The organism is Terriglobia bacterium (genome assembly GCA_020072565.1).
Taxonomy (GTDB): Bacteria; Acidobacteriota; UBA6911; order UBA6911; family UBA6911; genus JAFNAG01.
Genome location: JAIQGI010000001.1, coordinates 1 through 17,576, shown reverse-complemented (window position 1 = coordinate 17,576; position 17,576 = coordinate 1). Strand labels below are relative to the sequence as shown.

Annotated in this window: 14 protein-coding genes; 10 read left to right on the top strand and 4 right to left on the bottom strand. The window is 60.4% G+C overall.

From position 1 onward, the window contains the following. Positions 1–2: 2 nt before the first annotated feature. On the bottom strand, positions 3–806 hold the full coding sequence (locus LAP85_00070) for an ABC transporter ATP-binding protein (protein MBZ5494768.1): 804 nt from the start codon (positions 804–806) through the stop codon (positions 3–5). Positions 807–820: 14 nt separating this feature from the next. Further along, positions 821–2,347, bottom strand: a complete 1,527-nt coding sequence (locus LAP85_00065) for an efflux RND transporter periplasmic adaptor subunit (protein MBZ5494767.1) — start codon at positions 2,345–2,347, stop codon at positions 821–823. A gap of 376 nt (positions 2,348–2,723) precedes the next feature. On the opposite strand from LAP85_00065, the gene LAP85_00060 reads away from it, so the two are divergent. The 9 genes from LAP85_00060 (at position 2,724) to LAP85_00020 (ending at position 14,965) form a co-directional block, all read left to right on the top strand. Then, a complete protein-coding gene (locus LAP85_00060) occupies positions 2,724–3,899 on the top strand; it encodes an acyl-CoA dehydrogenase (protein MBZ5494766.1) in 1,176 nt (391 codons plus the stop codon). Between the two features lie 164 nt (positions 3,900–4,063). Then, entirely contained in the window at positions 4,064–5,023 is a 960-nt protein-coding gene (locus tag LAP85_00055; GenBank protein ID MBZ5494765.1) for a phosphoesterase, read from the top strand. Positions 5,024–5,194: 171 nt separating this feature from the next. Further along, positions 5,195–6,481 (top strand): AmmeMemoRadiSam system protein B, encoded by a 1,287-nt coding sequence (gene amrB / locus LAP85_00050; protein ID MBZ5494764.1) that lies wholly within the window; start codon positions 5,195–5,197, stop codon positions 6,479–6,481. 95 nt (positions 6,482–6,576) lie between these two features. Further along, positions 6,577–8,199, top strand: a complete 1,623-nt coding sequence (gene boxC / locus LAP85_00045) for a 2,3-epoxybenzoyl-CoA dihydrolase (GenBank protein ID MBZ5494763.1) — start codon at positions 6,577–6,579, stop codon at positions 8,197–8,199. Positions 8,200–8,292: 93 nt separating this feature from the next. Further along, a complete protein-coding gene (boxB, locus tag LAP85_00040; GenBank protein MBZ5494762.1) occupies positions 8,293–9,711 on the top strand; it encodes a benzoyl-CoA 2,3-epoxidase subunit BoxB in 1,419 nt (472 codons plus the stop codon). A 221-nt stretch (positions 9,712–9,932) separates the two neighbouring features. Further along, positions 9,933–11,081, top strand: coding sequence for a SpoIIE family protein phosphatase (locus tag LAP85_00035; GenBank protein MBZ5494761.1), 1,149 nt, complete (start codon positions 9,933–9,935; stop codon positions 11,079–11,081). 12 nt (positions 11,082–11,093) lie between these two features. Further along, the gene (gene hutI, locus LAP85_00030; protein ID MBZ5494760.1) at positions 11,094–12,359 is read left to right on the top strand and encodes an imidazolonepropionase; all 1,266 of its coding nucleotides are present in this window, start codon (positions 11,094–11,096) and stop codon (positions 12,357–12,359) included. After that, positions 12,356–13,879, top strand: a complete 1,524-nt coding sequence (gene ftcD, locus LAP85_00025) for a glutamate formimidoyltransferase (GenBank protein ID MBZ5494759.1) — start codon at positions 12,356–12,358, stop codon at positions 13,877–13,879. Before hutI ends, ftcD begins: the two co-directional genes overlap by 4 nt. A gap of 96 nt (positions 13,880–13,975) precedes the next feature. Further along, a complete protein-coding gene (locus LAP85_00020) occupies positions 13,976–14,965 on the top strand; it encodes a ketoacyl-ACP synthase III (protein MBZ5494758.1) in 990 nt (329 codons plus the stop codon). A gap of 56 nt (positions 14,966–15,021) precedes the next feature. On the opposite strand, the gene LAP85_00015 is transcribed toward LAP85_00020, so the two are convergent. Together LAP85_00015 and LAP85_00010 are read right to left on the bottom strand one after the other, a co-directional pair. Then, entirely contained in the window at positions 15,022–15,546 is a 525-nt protein-coding gene (locus tag LAP85_00015) for a hypothetical protein (protein ID MBZ5494757.1), read from the bottom strand. Continuing rightward, positions 15,547–15,849, bottom strand: a complete 303-nt coding sequence (locus tag LAP85_00010; GenBank protein ID MBZ5494756.1) for a YtxH domain-containing protein — start codon at positions 15,847–15,849, stop codon at positions 15,547–15,549. 278 nt (positions 15,850–16,127) lie between these two features. Between LAP85_00010 and LAP85_00005 the strand changes: the two genes are divergently transcribed. After that, complete coding sequence (locus LAP85_00005; protein MBZ5494755.1) at positions 16,128–17,330, top strand: PLP-dependent aspartate aminotransferase family protein; 1,203 nt, start codon at positions 16,128–16,130, stop codon at positions 17,328–17,330. Positions 17,331–17,576 lie beyond the last annotated feature (246 nt).

Sequence of the window (17,576 nt, the reverse complement as noted above, 5' to 3'; positions counted from 1 at the left end):
ACTCAGTCCTCCGCAGGCGGCATGCTGGCGAGAACCTCTGCAGCGATGCGCCGTCTCAGCACCGGCTGATCCCGGGTGATCTGCCCGTCGCGGAAGGTGATGATGCGTTTGCTGTATTCGGCAATGTCGGGCTCATGGGTGACCAGGATAATTGTCAGATTTTCACTTTCGTTCAGTTCCTGGAACACCTGCATGATTTCGACGCTCGTACGGCTGTCGAGGTTGCCCGTCGGCTCATCGGCAAGCAGAATGGCCGGCCGATTCACGAGCGACCGGGCGATTGCCACCCGCTGCTGCTGCCCGCCGGAGAGCTGCGACGGGATGTGATGAGTTCTGTCTGCCAGCCCTACCTTCACGAGCGCTTCCTGGGCAAGCCGGCGCCGGTCCCGTGCGCGCATGCGCGCGTAAATCAGCGGCAGCTCCACGTTCTCGAGCGCGGTGGTCCGGCTCAGCAGGTTGAAGCCCTGGAAGACAAAACCGATGCGCTCGTTGCGGATGTGGGCAAGTTCGACGCGCGACAGTTCCGCCACATTCGTATCCTCGAGCAGGTAGGTTCCTTCGGTGGGCTTGTCCAGGCAGCCGAGCAGGTTCATGAAGGTCGATTTTCCCGAGCCCGACGCGCCCATGATGGCGACGAACTCGCCGCGGCGGATTTCGAGACGGATGCCGCGCAGGGCGTGCACCCTCGTATCCCCCATTTCGTAAAACTTGTGGAGATCCACCACCTTGATGAGCGCCTCGCTGCTGGTCGCATGCGCCGCCTTCCAGTCTTGTCCCGCCTGTATTTGCACCTGTGCCGCACTCATGAACGCCGACCCCATCAGCGCATCCCTCTGCCCATGCCGCCCATCGGTCCGCCGAATCCCGGCGGCCGCGTTGCTGCATTCGCAGCCGGCCTGCCTTGCGCGTTTTCCAGACCGATTACGATCTTGTCACCCTCTGTCAACTTTCCCGGGTCGATTTCGGTTTGGACTCCATCGGTAAGGCCCAGCTTGACAACGATCGGCCGGAGCGATTTGTCCTCCCTGAGCACCCAGAGGGCGACGCGCCTGCCGCGCGCGCTTTGGTTCGGCCTGGCGTTGGCCGCGGGTTGCTGACTGTTACCTGCTCCGCCCGATGAGGCGCTCCTGTTGCCGGCACCTGCACCCTTCGGCGCCAATCCCATTTGCATGCCGCCGGCGGGTGTCGCTAGGGTCCCGCCTGCTTTGGCGCTGAGGGCTTTCAGCTGAGCGTAGTATTTTTCCTCGCCCGCAAGCCGGAAGGCTGCTTCCATATCCTGGTCCGAGAAGCCCGGCTTGAAGCGGAGCGCCGAATTGGGAATCTTGAGCACGTTGTCTGCCTTGTCGATCAGGATCTTGACGTTGGCGGTCATCCCCGGCTTGAGCTTGAGCTGCGGATTGGGAACATCGATCATGGCGTTGTACGTGACAACGTTCTGCACCGTCGTCGCAGCCAGGCGAATCTGGCTGATTGTGCCCCGAAACGTTTCTCCCGGATAGGCGTCCACGGCGAATGTTGCCTCCATCCCGGTCCTGATTTTGCCGACATCCGCTTCATCGATATTGGTGCTGACCTGCATCTTGGTAAGATCCTCGCCGATGGTAAACAGGGTGGGTGAGGAGAAACTGGCCGCCACCGTCTGGCCCCGGTCGATGCTGCGGGAAATGATGGTTCCGGATATTGGGCTGGTGATGATCGTGTGCTCGAGATTGACCTTGGCTTGGTCCAGGCTTGCCTGCGCCTGGCCCAGGCGCTGTTCATCGGCTTTGAAACGGGCCTGGCACGAGTCGATTTGCGACTGGGCTGCCTCCTCCGTTGCGACAGATGCATCCAGATTTGCCTGCGCGGTATCGAGATCGTCTCGAGCGATCAAGCCTTGATCCCATAGCCGCTTTTGCATGTTAAGCTTCCGTTGCAGGTTGAGCACGTCCACTTTGGCTTTCTCGAAGTTGGCTTTGGCGTTGGCAATTGTTGCCTTGTCGTCGTTCAGGCTCGCCTCCGCCGTGCGCACGTTGGCTTCCGCCTGCTGTACCTGCGTGTCGAACAGCTCGGGGTCCAGCTTGGCCAGGAGCTGTCCCTTCTTGACCTCGGAGTTGAAATCGGCATAGAGCTCGGCAACGGTGCCGGACACTTGTGTTCCGACCTGCACAGTTGTCACGGCTGCAAGGGTTCCCGTGCAGGCGACCTGGAGCACGACATCGCCGCGTTCGATGGTCCCCAGCAGGTAGGCGGGCTTGTCTGCTTTTACGGTGAAGAACTCGTAAGTTCCGAATCCTCCCATGGCGCCTATGATGACAAAGGTTATCCAGAGGTATTTGCTTGTGTACCAACGCTTTTTAGCTGTCATAAATCCACCTCATTACCCGGGCTCTCACCCAGAGCCCCGGTTTGCGAAGCTGCTGAGTAAGATGCCGCACTCAACATAAGGTTACGCCGCGCCCGGGCTTTTGTTTTGTCCCACGCCTGCAAGTTCTCCTGGATGTGTCCCGAGCCTGGTGGTATAAACCTTGCTGAAAACGTACCATGGAAGTATTCCCCAGGCAAAAAACCTTTATGGCGCGGCGACATTGACCTGAGGGTGCCCTTGGAGTGTGGCGGCTTGCTGCCGCTTTCGGCCGAGACGCAGCTGAGCCGGAAGAGATCCAGCACGAGCAGGCTTGCGTACCCGAAGGAGACCGTCGCCGATTCGATAACAGAATTTATCAAGAGCCGAGGTGATATCGATGTCTGCCAATTTACCTGAGCCGGAAGGCGGCGCGCTGCCGTTGACGATTCTGTCGGAAGAAGAGCGGATGTTTCGAACCAGCGTCCGTGAGTTTGCGGAGGAACAGGTCCGTCCGCATGTCAGCAGGATGGATCGGGAGGCCAGGATGGATCCCGAACTGATCCGAAAGTTCTTCGAACTGGGTCTGATGGGAGTGGGTGTGCCGGAAGCCTATGGCGGGGGCGGGAACTTCTTTATGGCCGTCCAGGCAGTGGAGGAACTCTCCCGGGTGGACGGGGCGGCCGGCGTCGTCGTGGATGTGCAGAACACCCTGGTCTGTAACGCCATCGTGCGCTGGGGTACGGAGGATCAGAAACGGAAGTATCTCCCGCGCCTGTGCACCGACATCGTCGGTTCTTACGCCCTTTCCGAAGCCGGGTCGGGCAGCGATGCCTTTGCGCTTGCGACGAAGGCGGAGGAGCGCGATGGCGGATTCGTCCTCAACGGGCGCAAGCTCTGGATCACGAATGCCGGCGAGGCCGGCCTCTTCATCATCTTTGCCAACGTCAATCCGCAACTCGGCTATCGGGGCATTACGGCGTTCCTGGTCGAGCGCGATACGCCCGGCTTCACGGTGGGCAAAAAAGAAGACAAGCTGGGCATCCGCGCCAGCTCGACTTGCGAGCTGATTCTGGAAGAGTGTTTTGTACCGCGCGCGCAGGTACTGGGCGAGGTGGGCAAGGGCTACAAGGTGTCGATCGAGACTCTCAATGAGGGCCGGATCGGCATCGGCGCGCAGATGGTCGGCGTTGCCCAGGGCGCTCTCGAGGGCGCCATCAATTACGCGCGCGAGAGGAAGCAGTTCGGCCAGCCGATCGCGAACTTCCAGAGCGTGCAGTTTCAAATCGCGCGCATCGCGACCGAACTGGAAGCCGCTCGCCTCATGGTTTATAACGCGGCCCGCCTGAGGATGTCCGGCAGCCCATTTACCAAGGAAGCCGCCATGGCAAAACTTTTCGCATCCGAAATGGCGGAGAAGGTGTGCGGCGAGAGCCTGGAGATCTACGGCGGCTACGGCTACACCAAGGAATTCCCGGCCGAGAAATACTATCGCGATGCCAAGATCGGAAAGATCTACGAGGGCACATCCAATATGCAGCTGCAGACCATCGCAAAGCTTATCCTCTCCCAATAACGGCGGTCAGTCGAACAGCCAGACGGGTGACCTTGCGTCTCGAAATTCGGTGTGGTAGTGTGTACCATTCTTTCCTGCTCCTACTGCTGATCAATTAAGTCTCTAACTATGGCCGGGAAACGCACATGGTGTGTCGTGGGAACGCAACATATCCATAGAGACCTATGAAGATGAAAGTTTATTATCACGACAACTGTTTTGATGGCCTGGCCTCCGCCGCGGTATTCAGCGATTTCTATCGCCGCAGGATCCGTGGGGGCGCCGAATTCGAGTACGAGGGGCTGGCGCACCGTGCCGGGCAGCTCTTCCTGGATGTGCGGTTCGACGGGGACGAGAATGCCATTGTCGATTTTAAATACTCCAGCGACCCACGGCTGACTTGGTGGTTCGACCACCATCAAAGCGCGTTTCTGAGCGCGGAGGACGAGAGGCACTTCCGCGCCGACCGCAGCGGAAAGAAATTTCACGATCCGACCTACAAGTCGTGTACAAAGTTCATTGCGCACATGGTGAGCAATAACTTCGATTTCGATCCGAGCCGCCTGAATGAGCTGATTCACTGGGCCGACATCATCGACGGCGCCCAGTTTCCCGACGCGCATTCCGCGGTCGAGCTGGGAGCGCCGGCCATGAAGCTCATGATGGTCATCGAAGGAAGCCGCGACCCGAAGAGCAGCAGGAAACTGATCGAGGATTTTCAGGTGAAATCGCTGGACGAGATCATGGCACTCGGCTGGGTGCAGTCGGCTTTCCGCCCGCTGTATGAGCGTCATCTCAAATCGATCGACATCATACGCGAGCATGCGCAGTACGCACAGGGGACCGTCTATTTCGACATCAGCGACTATAAAGACATGGAGGGATACAACAAGTTCATTCCTTATTACCTTTTTCCCGATGCCATCTACTGTGTCGGCGTAAGCCGCTCGAGCTTCCGCTCCAAGATTTCGGTCGGATCCAATCCCTGGAGTGGGCGGCCGCGCATTCACAATCTGGCTGCGCTTTGTGAACGGCACGGCGGAGGAGGGCATCCGGTTGTGGGTGCCATTTCTTTTGCACCGGAAGACCTGCCCCGAGCCCGGCGCATTGCCCATGAGATTGCGCGGGAACTGCGCAACGAATAGCCGGGACACGAATGGGTTTCAGCTGCGTCCTGTTGTGAAGATAGCTCTCCTGACGAACGTCGTGATCATGATCGGTAGTTTATGGAAACTAGAAAAACCGGTCACGATCACGAGCCATGACAGAAGAGGCACCGCGATAATCTGCCATTTTCATGCACTCGGGTGCGCCCGGTGCAAAGTCGACTGCGTTGGGATCATCGGGTAATAGCCATGCCGCTTCAGCACGGATCTAATCCCAAACTCCGCCCCGTGGAAGCCTTCTCGATGCAGATCAAGGGCGAGAACATGACTTGTCTGCGAGACCCGCAGGGATTTGCCGAGCAACCGCTCTTCCTCAACGGGCCGCAGGCGTTCCTGGTCTCCCTCATGGACGGCACCAACTCCCTGCGGGATATCCAGGCCGGCTTTTTCCGCCAGACTGCCGAGCTGCTGCCCATCGAGGTATTGGAAAACCTGGCAAAGCAGCTCGATGACCACCACTATCTGGACAGCCCGTCATTCCGCATCTATTACGACTCGCTCGTCCAGGAATTCCTGCGCGCTCCCACCCGTCCGGCCCTGCATGCCGGATCGGCTTACGAAGGTGACGTGAATGCATTGCGGAGCCAGATCGAAGGTTTCTTTACCAGCCCTGGCGGCCCGGGCCTGATTTCGACGCCGGATCTCACCCGGCCGTTGCGCGGATTGATTTCCCCGCACATCGATTTTCATCGCGGGGGGCCTGCCTATGCTCACGCTTACAAAGCGCTGGCGGAACATCCTGGCGCGGATCGCTTCATCATTTTCGGCACCTGCCACAGTCCCATGGAGATGCGCTTCGCGCTCACGGAAAAGGATTATGAAACACCCCTCGGCACTGCGACTGCCGATGGTGAATTTATCAGGCGGCTGGCGGCGAAGCTTGGCGGCGATCACGATTACTTTCAGGATGAATTTGCGCATCGCGCAGAGCATTCCATTGAATTTCAGATGGTGTGCCTTCGCTACGTATTGGGAGAGCAACGAGAGTTCAAAGTCGTCCCCATCCTGGTCGGTTCCTTCGAAGACATCTATGTCGCAGGCAAGACCGCCGCGCAGGATCCGGGAATTGCGGGCATGATCACGGCGGTGAAGGAGACGATTGCGGAGCTGCCCGCCAGGTACTGCGTGGTTGCCGGGGCCGACCTGGCCCATGTCGGCCGGCATTTTGGCGATCTCACCGGCCCCTCGCAGACCTCGTTGGAGGAGGTGGCGCAAGAGGACCGCAAGTTTCTGGAGCTTGTTGAAGGCGGCGATGCGGAGGGGATCTTTCGTTTTATCGCCGCGGAGCGCGACCGGCGGCGCGTATGCGGCTACCCCGCGATTTACATGGCCCTGCGCTGCCTGGAGAACCCGCGCGGCAGGCTTCTCGACTACCGGCAGTGGGCCGATCTGCAATCAGGCGCTGCCGTCACCTTTGCCAGCGTCGCCCTGTTCTAAAAGCAAAAACAGCCGCGAATGACTCGAAGGGCACGACTTTTCTGTTTCGTTGATCGGATCGACATAAGGAGGAAACCGGGATACAGTTTTAGGTGATGATCGACTTCGAAGCCGAGCCAGGAAGCTACCGCCACTGGAAACTGAGGATTGAAGGAGACCTTGCGTTTCTGGACATGGATGTCCGTGAGGACGCCCCGCTGCGGCCCGACTACCGCCTGAAGCTGAACTCCTACGACCTGGGTGTGGATATCGAGCTGGCGGATGCAGTGCAGCGTCTGCGGTTCGAGCACCCGCAAGTAAAGGCAGTGGTTCTGCGCAGCGCCAAGGAGGGCGTTTTTTGCGCCGGCGCCAACATTTTCATGCTGGGGACCAGCAGCCATCACTTCAAGGTGAACTTCTGCAAGTTCACCAATGAAACGCGCCTGGCGATCGAAGACGCGGGCACGTTCAGCCGCCAGCATTACATTGCCGCCTGCAATGGGACCACCGCCGGCGGCGGCTATGAGCTGGCGCTGGCATGCGACGAGATCATCCTGGTCGACGACGGCAAGAGCGCCGTGAGCTTGCCCGAGGCTCCGCTGCTGGGTGTGCTCCCCGGCACCGGCGGACTGACAAGGCTGGTGGATAAGCGCAAGGTGAGGCGCGACCGTGCCGACGTTTTTTGCACACTTGCCGAGGGCATCAAAGGAGAGCGCGCCCTCGCATGGGGTTTCGTCGATGCCCTGATCCCGCGCAGCCAGTTTGACGAGTTCGTCATCCGCCGCGCCCGTCAGTGGGCCGCGAAGGAGACCCCGCTCCCGGGACCCGGGATCCGACTGGAGGCGCTGAATCCGCGGCCGGCATCTGACGCCGTACAGTATCGTCATATCCGGCTCGGCCTGGATCGCGCGCGGCGCGTAGCCACGCTGATGGTCCAAGGGCCGGGCACAGAGCAGCCGGATAGCCTGCTCGGCATCCACGCTGCCGGCTCGGACTTTTGGCCGCTGCGCGCCTTCCGCGAGATCGACCACGCCCTGCTGCATCTGCGTTTCAACGAGCCTGAGATCGGTGTGCTGATCCTCAAGACGGAAGGCGCCCTCGCCCAATTGCGCCGGTTGGATGCGACGCTCGCCCGCTTTGCGGAGGACTGGTTTGTGCGTGAAGTCCTGTTGCTGATGAAACGCACACTGAAGCGGCTCGACCTGACATCACGCACTGTGCTCGCCCTGATCGAACCGGGGAGCTGTTTCGCAGGAAGCCTGCTGGAACTGGCGCTTGCCGCCGACCGCACTTACATGCTGGACGATGCGGGCGTCGCGGTCGCCGTCACGCCGCTGAACGACAGTTTTTTCCCCATGAGCAACGGCCTGTCGCGGCTGCAGAGCCGGCTTCTGGCACAACCCGATCGCGTCCCCGGGATACTGGCCCGGGACGGCATCCTCAGCGCCCGCGATGCGGAGCAGTCCGGCCTCGTGACCTTTGCCATCGATGCGCTCGACTACAACGATGATGTGCGCATCGCAGTCGAAGAACGTGCCAGCCTTTCCCCCGACGCCCTCACCGGCATGGAGGCGAGCCTTCGTTTCGCGGGTCCCGAGACGATGGAGACGAAAATCTTCGGACGTCTCTCGGCCTGGCAGAACTGGATTTTCGTCCGGCCCAATGCGGTGGGTGAACACGGCGCCCTGACGCTCTATGGAAAGCCCGCCCGCCCCGGGTTCGACTGGAAAAGAACATGACCGTTTCAGACCTCCGCCTTCCGACCTCAAACATTTCCGCTGACGGCCTGAGGTTTTGGTCAGAGGCCGGAAGACGGGGGTTGGAGGTCTGAAATGATCGATTACACGGAGAAGATCCCCAACAATGTCAACCTGAGCGAGGATCGCCGCCTGTTGCGCGCGCTCGAAACCTGGCAGCCCAACTTCCAGGAATGGTGGCGCGAGATGGGACCGAGCGGCTTCCAGCAGGATCAGGTGTATCTGCGCACGGCGGTGTCGGTGGAGCCGGGCGGTTGGGCACACTTCGACTACGTGCGGATGCCCGAGTATCGCTGGGGCCTTTTCCTGGTGCCCGCGACGAAGGATGCGCGCATCGGGTTCGGTGACTACGAAGGACTGCCGGTTTGGAATGAAGTGCCCGGCGAACTGCGCAACTGGCTGCGAAGGATCATCGTGACCCAGGGGGATACCGAGCCGGCGAGTGTCGAGCAGCAGCGGTTGCTCGGCCATAAAGCGCCCAGCCTGTACGATCTGCGGAATCTGTTCCAGGTCAACGTGGAGGAGGGGCGACACCTCTGGGCCATGGTGTATCTGCTCCACAGGTATTTCGGCCGGGATGGCCGTGACGAGGCCGAGGAACTTCTGCACCGCCGCAGCGGACACCGGGACAAGCCCAGGATTCTGGGAGCTTTCAACCAGCCCATTGAAAACTGGCTGGATTTTCTGATGTTCACCATGTTCACGGATCGCGACGGCAAGTACCAGCTTCTGTCGCTGAGCGAAAGCGGTTTCGACCCGCTCGCGCGCACCACAAAATTCATGCTGACCGAGGAAGCCCACCACATGTTCGTCGGCGAGACCGGAGTCCAGCGCGTTGTGCAGCGCACCTGCGAACTGATGAGGCAGGATCCCAATGAAGACGCCCGGAACCTCGGCGGCATCGACCTGCCCGCGATCCAGAAGTATGTCAACCTGTGGTACAGCCTGAGCGCGGACCTGTTTGGAGGTGAGATCTCCACCAACGCGGCGAATTATTTCGGAACCAGCCTCAAGGGGCGGAATCGCGAGGCATCCTACACCGACCACAAGGCGCTCGACGGTGCCTACCGCATGGTCGTGGTGGAAGGCGGCGCCCTCGCGGCGCGCGACGTCCCGTTGCGCAACGCCATGAACGAGGTGCTGCGCGATTCCTACATCGAAGATTGCCAGCGGGCTTGCGAACGGTGGAACCGGGTGATCGAGCGCCACTCGCTCGGCTGGCGGCTCAAGCTGCCCGACCGGAAGTTCCACCGCCAGGTCGGCATCTATGCCGGCCGGCACTTTACCCCGGAAGGGATTCCGATTGCGGACGAAGATTGGGAACGCCGCCGCGGCGAGTGGCTCCCCAGTGAATCAGACCGGGCGTACGTGGAGAGCCTTATGACGCCCGTCTACCAGCGCGGGCGGATCGCGAATTGGACCAGTCCCCCGGAGCGCGGTATCAACGGCCTGCCCTTCGATTTCGAATACGTCCGCTTCGATCAGGAGCGGTGACCACAGGCGCCTGAGGCCTCGACGCAGAGGCCGCAGGGAACGCAGAAAAAACACCAGAAAAGAAGCCGCCGGCAGCGATCCGGAGATTTTCTCTGCGTCCTCTGCGTTGAGATTCTTCTTTCTTTCCTTCGTCATTCGTCACTTGAGATGGCCATTGGAAGATGCCGGAAATTGGGGTACAGTGACCGATCGGATTGTGCCAAACGGCGAGGCCTGTAGCGATGGATGAGATGAAAATCCTGGTTGTCGACGACGAGACCGCTAACTTGCAGAAGCTGCGGCGCACCTTCATCGACAGGTTCCCCGTACTGGCCGCCGCCAGCGGCAACGAGGCGCTCGAGCTGATCCGGAAGAATGACGGAATCGCGGTCATCATCGCCGATCAGAGAATGCCCGACATGACGGGGGTCGAGCTGCTGCGCCACACGCTCCGGCTGCTGCCGGACGCCGTGCGCATTATCCTGACGGGCTACACAGATGTGGAGGTGCTGATGGAAGCGATCAACAGCTGCAAGGTGTATCGCTACGTCGTGAAGCCCTGGGATCCGCCCGACCTGTTGATGACTGTCGAGCGAGGGATCGAAGCGTATCGGCTGGCCCGGGAAAATGAGAGATTTCGCAAAGAACTCGTCCGCCGCGAGCGGCTTGCCCGCGAGCTCGAAATTGCCAGCGAAATCCAACGTTACATCCTGCCGCCGCGCTATCCTGAGCTGGCAGGCTACGAGATCGCAGTGGAATACCATCCGGCCCGCGAAGTCGGCGGGGACCTTTACGATTTCGACTGGAACCGCGAAGCCGGAACCCTGCAGATCGTGATCGGTGACGTTTCCGGGAAGTCCATACCTGCCGCCCTGTACGGCGCGGTGTTCAGCGGACAGTTGCGCACACTCTTCGCCCAGTCGCTGTCGCCGGGGGAAACTCTCGCCCGGGCGAATTCGAGTCTGATTGCACGCTACCAGGTCAGCAATTACATCGCGGCGGCCTGCATGCGCATCGAGCCGCAGAGCGGGTTGTGCGTGTTGGCCAACGGCGGCATGCCCTTGCCCTACCTGGTGCGGGCGGGTGATCTGAAGCGGCTTCACGCCTCGGGCATCCCGCTTGGCCTGCTCGAGGGCTCATCATACGACGAACTCCCTTTCCGGATGGAGAAGGGGGATCTCCTGATTTTTGCGAGCGATGGCGCCACCGACGCCGTCGATCCAGAGGGACAGATGTTCGATGAGGAGCGCTTTATCGAGTCCATACGGCGCTACTCGTCCGAAGGTGCGGTTTTCTTTGCACAACGCCTCTACCAGGCCATTTGCGAGTTCACTCATAACGCCGATGTCCACGACGACATCACGATTCTCGCGCTCCGCCGGAGCGCTTGAGCCCGGGCAGACATGCTGCTGATCAAGAATATCGGACAAATCGTCACCCTTCGGGGAGGTGCCGTCCCGCGCCGTGGCAGCTCGATGTCGGAGCTCGGCATCATCGAGAACGGAGCGATCCTGGTGCGGGCCGAGCACATTATCTGGGTGGGGCCGACCCGGGAAGTGCCCATGCGCGAGCTGGATCCCCGTCACGAGACCTTCGACGGCGCAGGTCTCGATCTGGTGGCTTTGCCCGGTTTCGTCGACAGTCACACACATCCCATCTTCGGCGGCACCCGAGCCCATGAATACGATCTGCGCTGCCAGGGGAAAAGTTATCAGGAGATCGCCGCGGCGGGCGGAGGAATCCGTGCCAGCGTGCGCCAGCTGCGGGCCGCGAGCCCTGACCAGCTTGTGGACTGCGCGGAACGCTACTTCCTCGAGTTTCTGAGGCACGGCACGACCACCATCGAAGCCAAGAGCGGCTACGGATTGAGCCTGGAGGATGAACTCAAAAGTCTGCAGGTGCTGGCGGCACTGCGCGGCCGGAGCCGGCTGGAGACTGTATCCACTTTCCTGGGGGCACACGACGTGCCGGATGAGTTGCGCGACTCGCGTTCGGAGTACGTCCGCCGCATCATCGAGGAGATGATTCCCCGGGTGGCGCGGGACGGGCTGGCGCAGTTCTGCGATGTCTTCTGCGACGTCGGCTATTTCACGGTCGAAGAGTCGCGCGCCATCCTGCAGGCTGCCAAGCGGGCCGGGCTCGCTCTCCGCATCCACGCCGAGCAGTTGGCTCACAGCGGCGGCGCCAGGCTGGCTGCGGAGTTGGGGGCGCTCAGCGCCGATCACCTGGAGTGGGTCGACGATGCCGATGTCGAGGTTCTCCAACGAGCGGGAACCGTGGCCACACTGGTTCCGGGTGTGACATTCAACCTCGGGCTCACCCGCTATCCGCCGGCACGGAAACTTATTGAGGCGGGAGTTCCGGTGGTGCTGGCCACCGACTTCAATCCCGGCTCCTGCTTCACTCTGAATATGCAGCTCATCCTGTCGATCGCATGCAGCCAGATGAAGATGACTCCGGCTGAGGTCATCTCGGCTGCGACCTTGAACGCCGCGTATGCGCTCGGTTTGTCCGAACGGCTCGGCAGTCTCGAGGAAGGCAAGCAGGCCGACATCGTGCTGATGAATGTGCCGGATTACCGCGAGATACCATATTTCTTCGGCGTGAATCACTGCGCCCTCACCCTCAAGAGAGGGAACATCGTCATCAACAGATTGGAGCGAACGTGAAGAAGATCGTCGAATGCGTGCCCAATTTCAGCGAAGGACGGCGCAAAGAGGTGGTGGATGCTCTTGCAGCCGCGCTGACAAAGTACCCCGGCGTTGCGCTTCTTGACTGTGAGATGGATGGCGCGCACAACCGTTGCGTCATTTCGACCGCAGGCGAGCCGAAAGCCCTGGCTCGCGGCGTGATCGAAGCCGTGGGGAAGGCGGCCGAACTTATCGATCTCCGGCAGCACCACGGAGAGCATCCCCGCATGGGCGCCACAGACGTTGTTCCCTTCATTCCCATCTCCGGAATGACCATTGAGGATTGCGTCCAGTTGTCGCTGGAGGTAGGGGAAGAGATCGCCACGCGCTATCGGATCCCGATCTATCTTTACGAACAGTCGGCGCGCATCCCGGCCCGGCAGGACCTTGCCTACGTGCGCCGGGGCGAATTCGAGGGCATCCGCGAAGAGATTCGCACCAATCCGGAGCGCAAGCCCGATTTCGGGCCGCTGGAAGTTCATCCGTCCGCGGGCACAACCGCCGTCGGCGCCCGTTTCCCACTGGTTGCGTATAACATTTACCTCAACACCCCGGATGTGAAGATCGCCCAGGCGGTCGCTCGCGCCATACGCTTCTCGAGCGGCGGCCTGCGCTACGTCAAGGCCCTGGGCTTCGAGATCAAGGAGAGACACCAGGTGCAGGTTTCCATGAACCTCACAAATTTTGAGGCGACGCCGATCTTCCGTGTTTTCGATATGGTGGTGCGCGAAGCCGAGCGTTATGGGGTTTCCGTCGTTTCAAGCGAGATTGTGGGGCTGGTGCCGCAAAAGGCCTTGAACGGGTGCGCCGATTTCTATCTGCGCCTGGAGAATTTCAGCCCGAATCAGATCCTGGAGAATCGACTGACCGATGCGCTTCCTCAGGAGCCCGCCCTGACGGAGTTTGTTTCCAGCGTGGCCGCGCCCGATGCCGTGCCGGGCGGCGGCAGCGTTGCCGCCCACGCGGCTTCTCTTGCGGCCGCGCTGGGCGAGATGGTGGCGGGCCTCACGCAAGGAAAGAAAAAGTATCAGGCAGTGGAAGCGCGAGTGCGCGATATTCATCAGCAGCTCACCGAGGCGCGCGATGCCTTGCATCGGCTGGTGCAAGAGGACGCCGAGGCCTACCGGCGTGTAATGACCGCTCTCAAACTTCCCAAGGAGACCGCTGAGGAGAAAGCGGCCCGGGCGGAGGCGCTCGAACAGGCCACGCGCACAGCCACGGAGGTTCCACTGCGCACCGCGCGCCGCGCGGGTGAGGTCCTGGGCCTGCTCGTGATTCTGGCGGAGATCGGCAATGAGAACGCACGCAGCGATGCGGCTGCAGGCGCGCAACTTGCGTGTGCTGCCCTGAAGGGGGCTCAGTACAATGTGCTCATCAACCTTCCCGGACTCGAGGATCGCGCCTTTGCAGATACCTGCCGGCGCGAGGCGGATGATCTCGCTCTCCGCGGCCAGGAGGTACTGCAGAAGGTCGATGCTCTGCTCACGCGGCTGCACTGAGTGATGAGTACTGCAGCGGAAGCGCACTCATGACTCATCCCTTTGCGTTCGAGCTCGCATCGGTGCCGGGGCATTCGGGGGAGTGGAGGTTACATTTTGTTCAATGCCAAGATCACCGCAGTGGCGCATCATGTGCCGGAGAAGGTTGTCACAAACCTCGATCTCGAAAAGGCCTTGGATACGAGCGATGAATGGATCCGAACACGCACCGGCATCAGTGAACGTCGAGTGGCGGCAAGAGGAGAGGCCACTTCCGACCTCGCCGTCGCGGCAGCGCTGAAAGTTCTCCACCAACGCGGCGTCTCAGCCCCCGAGATCGACTGCATCATTGTCGCAACGGTAACCCCGGACATGTTCTTCCCCTCGACAGCCTGCATTGTGCAGGACAAGATCGGAGCCAGCCGGGCCTGGGGATTCGATCTCTCCGGGGCTTGCGCAGGATTTCTCTTCGCCGTTTCCACGGCTGCACAGTTCATTCATTCCGGCGCCCATAAAAAAGTTCTGGTCGTCGGAGCGGACGTCATGACCTCGATTCTCGATCCATTCGACCGCGATACCTTTGTCCTCTTCGGCGATGGAGCGGGAGCTGTCCTGATGGAGCCGACCGGTTCTGATGAGGAGGGCGTGATCGACTTCATCCTGCAGTGCGACGGGTCGGGAGGGAAATTCCTCTGTATGCCCGGAGGCGGAAGCCTGCATCCGGCCACCCACAAAACCGTGGACCGACGGATGCATTTCGTCCATCAGAACGGCCGGGCGGTCTTCAAAACCGCAGTTCAACGCATGGCGGACGTATCTGCGGAAATCCTGGCGCGCAACCATCTGACCGCCGCGGACATCAGCCTCTATGTTCCGCATCAGGCCAATCTGCGCATCATCGATGCCGTAGTGGAACGACTCGGGATCAGCGCCGACCGGGTGGTGCGGAACATCGACCTCTACGCCAACACCACGGCAGCTACGATTCCCATCGGGATCTCGGAATCCTATCAGCAGGGGAAGATAGCGCCCGGGGAGCTCCTGCTCATGGCATCTTTCGGGGCGGGATTCACGTGGGGAAGCGTGCTGATGCGCTGGAGCATCTGACCGGCACTTGTGCTTCGTACCGGTCTTGGTTGCCTGGGAAATGGACCGCCCGGCTTCTAAATGAACAACTCCTCGTCCTGGTGCAAACGGCTCGAAGAGGACCTGCGCCGGCCGAATAAAACATCCAAAGCGCTGCGTATCCCCCGGACGACTGCTTGAGCTTCAGAGATCGGCGTGATGATCGCGGTTTGCAGCGTGTCAATGGTCTCGTTGATCCGGCTCGAAGTGGTGTCGATGACATCCTGGAGCCTGGCAATCTGAAGCCGGGCGGCATTGGTGGCTTCGTTGATGAAGGCATCCACATCAAGCACGCGCTGGTGAACAATTCTGCTGATGGCGGTTACGTTGTCCTGCACGGCACTCACTTTCTCGGCCGTGCCCTTGAGCACGGTCAGAAAACTGTCCGCCTGCTCAGTCAGAGAATCGACCTGCTTCGTCAGCTTGGTGCTCACTGCGTCCAGCCGGGCTGCGAGGTCCCGAATCTTGCGAAGTATGGCTAGGAGCGCGAAGCCCTGCAAGAGAAGCGCCAGTGCAACGAGCCCCGTGAATACGGCGAGTAGGACTTCTGTCGTCGGAGACATTTAGACCTTCGTTTTATCTTTCTCTTCCCGGTATGCCTGTTTTCCGGCTTCGAGCGCAGCTGCCAGCTGGTCGCGCTGTTGCTGCAGCAGTTCCTTGCCCCGATCAATCAGACCGCCGGTTTTTTCGGTGACGTCTTTCGTGCGATTCGCGATGAAATCCGCCCCCTCACGGGTCCTCAGCGCAATGAGTCTGCGAGTTTCCTCCCCGCTGCGAGGAGCCAGCAAGAGTGCGACGGCTGCACCAATGAACCCGCCGAGGATAAAAAACAAAGCTTTCTCGCCTGCTTTCGTCTCTTCCGCCATAAAGCCTCCTTGCTTCGAATAAGTCGTTGCAAATTCTATGTTTAGCATTTGGCCTGGCAAATGTCAAACGCGAAATCCGCGCATGGCGGCGGCGTGACGCTGCCTTGTTTTTTATTAGTTGTTGGGGCGCGGCGGCGTGTCTGTGTCGCATGAACAGCCAAGCAGTGGCCAGGCACCTCGCTTCATGGTGCCGTTTCCGGGCACGGAGTAAGCTATAATGTCGGGCTTGCGGGCGGGCCGGTGGGATTCACTCTGGCAAAAAAAGCACAGGAGTCAACATGAAGAACAGGCGTAAAGCATTCCCTACTCGTGCCGTTCATGCGGGGGAGCATCTCCCGCCCGGTGATTTTATGCCGGTTGTCGGCCCAATTCATCCTGCGGTGGGTTTTGTTTATGAGCACATGGATGACCTGGACGGAGTGCTGGGAACAACCAGGGACGGCTATGTGTATCCACGCTACGGCAGCCCGACTGTTGCCGCGTTTGAAACTGCCACCGCAGATCTCGAGGGGGGTGAAGCGGCTTTCGCCTTTGCTTCCGGCATGGCAGCGATTCACGTCGCACTGCTGACGGCGGGGGTGCGGCAGGGTTCGAACGTCCTGGCCGCAATGGATGTCTACGGTGCTACATTCACGTTGCTCCGCCGATTGTTTACCGAGCTGGGGGTCACTGTCCGCCTGGTAGATGTGACCGACCTGAAGGCAGCTGAGACGGCTCTGGACGAGACCCGCCCGGTCATCCTGGTAGCGGAGACGATTTCCAACCCGCTCCTGAAGGTGGCCGACCAGCCTGCTCTGATCGACATGGCTCATCGCCGTGGTGCGCAGGTCTTGATCGATAACACTTTTGCCTCCCCCTACCTCTGCAACCCCTGTGCCTACGGCGCCGACTATGTAATGCACAGCGCCACCAAATTCATCGCGGGGCACGGGGACGTGCTGGCGGGCGTGATCATCACTTCAACCGAAAACCGGAAAAAGATGTATGAACTCAACAAGATGATTGGCAGCACCCTTGGGCCCTTTGAAGCGTGGCTCGCGCTGCGCGGGCTCAAGACTCTGCCGTTGCGGCTGCGCCAGCAATGCGAAAATGCCGTCCGTATTGCCGGATGGCTGGCCGCCCATCCGAGGATCGCACAAATCAACTATCCCGGTCTGCCCACACATCCCCAACACGCGCTGGCGCGCCGTCTTTTCCAGGGGAAAGGCTTCGGTGCCGTTCTCTCCTTCGAGATTGCCGGCGCCGACAAGAAAGCTGCGTTCCGTTTTATGGATGCACTCGATTTGTGCATGCCGGCGACCACCCTGGGCGACATCTATACCATTGTCCTGCATCCGGCCTCGTCCTCGCATCGGGCCCTTTCGCCGACGGAGCGGGCCGAGGTAGGAATCAGCGACGGTCTTGTGCGTCTGTCCGTCGGGATTGAGGATGCCGACGACATCATCGCCGACCTGGAACAGGCGCTGCTGGCGACCGGGTGAAAATGCCTTCGCGGAGGCCCTCCGGAAGGTTTCTTCTCCAGTGGGGTGACGGCTCTTCGAAACTCAACGCAGAGGGCGCGGAGAAAGTCGCAGCAAACCCTCCGCGTCCTCTGTTCCGAAAATTCTTAGGCTCAGGCAGCCTCTTCCGTTAGTTTTACTTTGTAGCCCAGATGCTCAAGTCTTTTTACATGGTATCGACGAATTCGGTCTCGGTGAAGGCGTTCAAAGTAATCGGCGCCAAGATCA

Bases quoted from the DNA above. Each gene is read 5' to 3' on its own strand.
- LAP85_00070 (MBZ5494768.1), bottom strand. From the start codon at position 806: ATGAGTGCGGCACAGGTGCAAATACAGGCGGGACAAGACTGGAAGGCG.
- LAP85_00065 (MBZ5494767.1), bottom strand. From the start codon at position 2,347: ATGACAGCTAAAAAGCGTTGGTACACAAGCAAATACCTCTGGATAACC.
- LAP85_00060 (MBZ5494766.1), top strand. From the start codon at position 2,724: ATGTCTGCCAATTTACCTGAGCCGGAAGGCGGCGCGCTGCCGTTGACG.
- LAP85_00055 (MBZ5494765.1), top strand. From the start codon at position 4,064: ATGAAGATGAAAGTTTATTATCACGACAACTGTTTTGATGGCCTGGCC.
- boxC (MBZ5494763.1), top strand. From the start codon at position 6,577: ATGATCGACTTCGAAGCCGAGCCAGGAAGCTACCGCCACTGGAAACTG.
- boxB (MBZ5494762.1), top strand. From the start codon at position 8,293: ATGATCGATTACACGGAGAAGATCCCCAACAATGTCAACCTGAGCGAG.
- LAP85_00035 (MBZ5494761.1), top strand. From the start codon at position 9,933: ATGGATGAGATGAAAATCCTGGTTGTCGACGACGAGACCGCTAACTTG.
- hutI (MBZ5494760.1), top strand. From the start codon at position 11,094: ATGCTGCTGATCAAGAATATCGGACAAATCGTCACCCTTCGGGGAGGT.
- LAP85_00015 (MBZ5494757.1), bottom strand. From the start codon at position 15,546: ATGTCTCCGACGACAGAAGTCCTACTCGCCGTATTCACGGGGCTCGTT.
- LAP85_00010 (MBZ5494756.1), bottom strand. From the start codon at position 15,849: ATGGCGGAAGAGACGAAAGCAGGCGAGAAAGCTTTGTTTTTTATCCTC.
- LAP85_00005 (MBZ5494755.1), top strand. From the start codon at position 16,128: ATGAAGAACAGGCGTAAAGCATTCCCTACTCGTGCCGTTCATGCGGGG.